Consider the following 5045-nt stretch of genomic DNA (forward strand, 5'->3'; position numbering starts at 1 on the left):
AAGGAGAAGCAGGATGTCTGAATTGACACGTGAAGAAACCGAGGCCCTGATTCAGGAAGTGCTCGAGGTGTATCCCGACAAGGCCCGCAAGGACCGCGCCAAGCACCTGGCGGTCAACGACCAGTCGGTCGAACAATCGAAGAAGTGCATCACTTCCAACCGCAAGTCGCTGCCCGGCGTGATGACCGTCCGCGGCTGTGCCTACGCCGGTTCCAAGGGCGTGGTGTGGGGTCCGATCAAGGACATGATCCATGTCTCGCACGGCCCGATCGGCTGCGGCCAGTATTCGCGCGCCGGTCGCCGCAACTACTACGTCGGCACCACGGGCGTGGACACTTTCGGCACCATGAACTTCACCTCGGATTTCCAGGAGAAGGACATCGTCTTCGGCGGCGACAAGAAACTGGCCAAGCTGATCGGCGAAATCGGGATGCTGTTTCCGCTGCACAAGGGGATTTCCGTGCAATCGGAGTGCCCGATCGGGCTGATCGGCGACGACATCGAAGCGGTCGCCAAGAAAGCCGGAAAGGAAATGAACAAGCCGATCGTGCCAGTGCGCTGCGAAGGCTTCCGCGGCGTTTCGCAGTCGCTCGGGCACCACATCGCCAACGATTCGATCCGCGACTGGGTCCTCGACAATCGCGACGGTCAGGCCTTCGAAGCGACACCCTACGACGTTTCGATCATCGGCGACTACAACATCGGCGGTGATGCCTGGTCATCGCGCATCCTGCTCGAGGAAATGGGACTGCGGGTGGTTTCGCAGTGGTCCGGCGACGGCACCCTGGCAGAAATCGAAAAGACGCCGAAGGTCAAGCTCAACCTTCTGCACTGCTACCGCTCGATGAACTACATCAGCCGTCACATGGAGGAGAAGTACGGCATTCCCTGGCTGGAGTACAACTTCTTCGGCCCGACCAAGATTGCCGAGTCGCTGCGCGCGATCGCCGCGCAGTTCGACGACCACATCAAGGAAGGCGCCGAGCGCGTGATCGCCAGGTACCAGCCGATGATGGAGGCGGTGATCGCCAAGTACAAGCCGCGCCTGCAGGGCAAGACGGTCATGCTCTACGTCGGCGGCCTGCGCCCGCGGCATGTCATCGGCGCTTACGAGGATCTCGGCATGCAGGTCATCGGCACCGGCTACGAGTTCGCTCACAACGACGATTATGACCGCACGATCAAGGAAATGGGGAACGCCACGCTACTCTACGACGACGCCACCGGCTTCGAGCTGGAGGAGTTCATCAAGCGCATGAAGCCCGACCTGGTCGGTTCCGGCATCAAGGAAAAATACGTCTTCCAGAAGATGGGCATCCCGTTTCGCCAGATGCACTCGTGGGACTACTCGGGTCCGTACCACGGTTACGACGGCTTTGCCATCTTCGCCCGCGACATGGACATGGCGATTTCCAACCCCTGCTGGAGCAAGCAGACGCCGCCGTGGAAGAAGCAGCCGGGGGCCGTCAGGCCGGCCGAAGCGGGCGAGCTGAAGAAAGTCGCCTGAGAGAAGATTCCCTCAACTTGTGTCCGCGTCCACAGATGGGTGGCGCGGGCAAAGGAGATGAAGATGCAAGCCGTAGATGACATCAAGCCCTGCTACCCGCTCTTCGGCGACGACGACTACCGGGCGTCGCTGAAGCACAAGCAGGAACTGTTCGAAGAGCGCCATTCACCAGAGAAGGTGCAGGAGGTCTTCCTCTGGACGACGACGCAGGAATATCAGGATCTCAACTTCAAACGCGAGGCGCTGACCGTCGATCCGGCCAAGGCCTGCCAGCCCCTCGGTGCCGTGCTGTGTGCGCTGGGCTTCGAGAAGACGCTGCCCTACGTGCATGGCTCGCAAGGCTGTGTCTCGTATTTCCGGACCTATTTCAACCGCCACTTCAAGGAACCGATCTGCTGCGTCTCGGATTCGATGACCGAAGACGCCGCGGTCTTCGGCGGCCAGAAGAACATGTTCGACGGCCTCGAGAACGCGCGCACCATCTACAAGCCGGAAATGATCGCGGTATCGACGACCTGCATGGCCGAGGTGATCGGCGACGACCTCAATGCCTTCATCAACAACGCCAAGAAGGAAGGGCACGTACCGGACGAGTTCCCGGTGCCCTTCGCGCACACGCCGTCCTTCGTCGGTTCGCACGTCACCGGCTGGGACAACATGTTCGAGGGCATCATGCGCTCGTTCACGCTGAACCACATGGCCGACAAGGCGCCAGGCAAGAACGGCAAGCTCAACTTTGTTCCCGGCTTCGAGACCTACCTGGGCAATTTTCGGGTCGTCAAGCGGATGATGGCGGAAATGGGTGTCGAGGCGACACTGCTCTCGGACCCGACCGAGATTCTCGACACGCCCGCCGACGGCGAGTTCCGGATGTACGCCGGCGGTACAACGCAGGACGAAATCAAGGATGCGCCGAACGCGATCAGCACCGTGCTGCTGCAGCCCTACCAGCTCGAAAAGACGAAAAAGCTGGTCGAGAACACCTGGAACCATGAGGTGCCCAGGCTCAACATCCCGATGGGCGTCGACTGGACAGACGAGTTGCTGATGAAGGTCTCGGAACTGACCGGCAAGCCGATTCCAGAATCGCTGGCCAGGGAGCGTGGGCGCCTGGTCGACATGATGTCCGATTCGCACGCCTGGCTGCACGGCAAGAAGTTCGCCCTCTACGGCGATCCAGACTTCGTCATGGGAATGGTCAAAATCCTCTTCGAGTGCGGCGCCGAGCCGACACACGTGCTCAGCCACAACGGCAGCAAACGCTGGCTGAAGGCGATGGAGAAGATGATCGCCGAAAGCCCCTTCGGCGGCAGCGCCAAGGCCTACATCGGCCTCGACCTCTGGCACCTGCGGTCACTGTGCTTCACCGACAAGCCGGATTTCCTGATCGGCAACAGCTACGGCAAGTTCATCCAGCGTGACACCCTGCACAAGGGCAAGGACTTCGAGGTGCCGCTGATCCGCATCGGATTCCCGCTGTTCGACCGTCACCATCTGCATCGCCAGACGACACTCGGCTACGAAGGCGCGATGCAGGTGGTCACCACCCTGGTCAATGCGGTGCTCGAGCATCTTGACGCCGAAACGATGGGCATGGCCACCACCGACTACAACTTCGATCTGGTGCGCTGAGTGCGCTGAACCGGCCAGACGGGGACGTTCGCCGTTCCCGTCGCCAACTGCAAGGGAAAGTCCCATGGCCAACATCATGGTCCGCAAGACGGGCGTCGGTGCCTACTCGTTCTACCTGCCGAAACGCGATCTGGAGGACGCCATCGTTGCGATGGAATACGACAGTGCCGACAAGTGGGGCGGCGAGATCCGGCTCAACAACGGTGGCATCTACTACATTGAACCGCAGGCCCTGCCTGCACGTTTCCCGATCTCGCTGCGCGCCAGGCGACTGGATGCAGCAGAGTAGGACCTGCAACGGAGAATTAGCTCATGGCAATGAAAATCATCCAGGCCGAATGCACATCCTGTGGCGACTGCAAGCCGGTCTGCCCGACCAGCTCGATCACCAGCAAGGCGGGCATGTACAAGATCAACGTCGACACCTGCACCGAATGCGAAGGCGAGTTCGATTCGCCGCGCTGCCTCGATGCCTGTCCGGCAGGCGAATCCTGCATCGTCTTTCTCTAGCTTCCGGGGTGGCTCTGATGGCACAGTCGATCAGCCGCGAAGCGGCGCTGCGCGTTGCCCTTGCCGCCCGCGAACTGGGTGGCCTGCGGGTACGGGAACTGGTCTCGGCCCTGGTCGAGCGACTGGAGCTGCCACTGACCGAGGCGAAACTCGCCACCATCACGGTGGCCGACCTGCAACTCCTGCTGCAGGGGGACGACGTGATCGAGAGCGAGGTTTCGCGCGAGCAGCTCAAGCAGGCGGTTCGCCTGCTCTGGGGCGAAGGCATCGCCAACCGCGATCTGCCGCCGGTGGCAAGCTACGCCGAAGGCGACATGCCCGGTTCGATCCGCGTCGCCTGCGCCTCGAACCGCGAGCAATGGCTCGACGGTCACTTCGGGTCCTGCGAGCGCTTCCTGGTCTACCAGGTGTCGCCGGAGGAAGTGCGGCTGATCGACGTGCGACCGACGCTCGCCGCCGACCACGCCGAGGATCGCAACGTCGCACGTGCGGCGCTGATCGATGACTGCCAGATCGTCTACGTCCAGTCGATCGGCGGCCCGGCGACGGCCAAGGTCGTGCGCGCCGGCGTCCATCCGGTCAAGGTCGCCAACCGCGGAGACCCGGGCGGCGAAGCACGGCAGGCGCTGGCCCAGTTGCAGCAGGCCTTGCGCCATCCGCCGCCATGGCTGGCCCGCATCATGGGGGTCGAAGCCGGCTCGCTCGCGCCCTTCGCCGCCGCTCTCGCCACCGGGGAGGCATGATGGCTGCCGGCGATGAATAGTGACTCCCATTGGCAGCATCTGTCGTGCCAGGTCGCCGAACTCTGCGTGCGCGTCCCTGCCAGCGCCGGACCGGCGGTGCTCGCCAGGGATCTGGCGGCGCTGGCTCCGGAGCTGACGTTTCGCCAGGTCCTGTCGCGCGGCGGCTGGTATCGCCTGGGCGGCGTCGTCGATGCGAGCAACGCCCATCTTTCGGACAACATCCAGACCTGGGCCGAGCAGGAACTGGCCGCGCACGACGACGACATGGCTGCGCTCTGCGACGACCACGCCGGGCGGGGACTGCGGGCGACGCGCCTTACCGGTCGAACGCACTATTTCGTCGCCGCCACGGGGTCCGGCGCCACCGACTTCGTGCAGATCGAGATCGAGGAACTGCAGGAAGTGGTTTGTCATTCGCTGTTCGCAGCGGAAGGTCTGCCGTCGGGAATCGAGGAGTTGATCGAGCCGATCGGAACGTCCTTCGCCTGCCATGCTGCCGGCGAGCCGATCGGCACGCCCTTCCTGCGCCTGCGCAGGTTGACGCCGATGGCCGACTTCCTCGCCCGCATGCGCGTGCAGAAAGCAGAAGCGCAGCCGATCCATCGATTCGTCGAAGCCTGGGAAGCCAGCAGCGCCGGCGCCGCGACGCAGTT

The 5045-nt window shown here is 62.9% G+C and carries 5 protein-coding genes and 1 pseudogene; all 6 read left to right on the top strand.

What is annotated here, in order from left to right:
- Positions 1-13: 13 nt before the first annotated feature.
- Complete coding sequence (gene nifD / locus NFV80_RS04350; RefSeq protein ID WP_295329240.1) at positions 14-1507, top strand: nitrogenase molybdenum-iron protein alpha chain; 1494 nt, start codon at positions 14-16, stop codon at positions 1505-1507.
- Between the two features lie 63 nt (positions 1508-1570).
- A complete protein-coding gene (gene nifK, locus NFV80_RS04355) occupies positions 1571-3139 on the top strand; it encodes a nitrogenase molybdenum-iron protein subunit beta (RefSeq protein WP_295329241.1) in 1569 nt (522 codons plus the stop codon).
- Positions 3140-3203: 64 nt separating this feature from the next.
- Positions 3204-3428, top strand: a complete 225-nt coding sequence (nifT, locus tag NFV80_RS04360; RefSeq protein WP_295329244.1) for a putative nitrogen fixation protein NifT — start codon at positions 3204-3206, stop codon at positions 3426-3428.
- Between the two features lie 23 nt (positions 3429-3451).
- Positions 3452-3649: a 4Fe-4S dicluster domain-containing protein gene (locus tag NFV80_RS04365; RefSeq protein WP_295329247.1), complete on the top strand. Its 198-nt coding sequence runs from the start codon at positions 3452-3454 to the stop codon at positions 3647-3649.
- 17 nt (positions 3650-3666) lie between these two features.
- Entirely contained in the window at positions 3667-4392 is a 726-nt protein-coding gene (locus NFV80_RS04370; protein WP_295329249.1) for a dinitrogenase iron-molybdenum cofactor biosynthesis protein, read from the top strand.
- A gap of 12 nt (positions 4393-4404) precedes the next feature.
- Positions 4405-5045, top strand: a pseudogene (locus NFV80_RS04375) (hypothetical protein); the annotation flags it as partial.

The organism is Accumulibacter sp. (assembly GCF_023806565.1).
GTDB lineage: Bacteria > Pseudomonadota > Gammaproteobacteria > Burkholderiales > Rhodocyclaceae > Accumulibacter.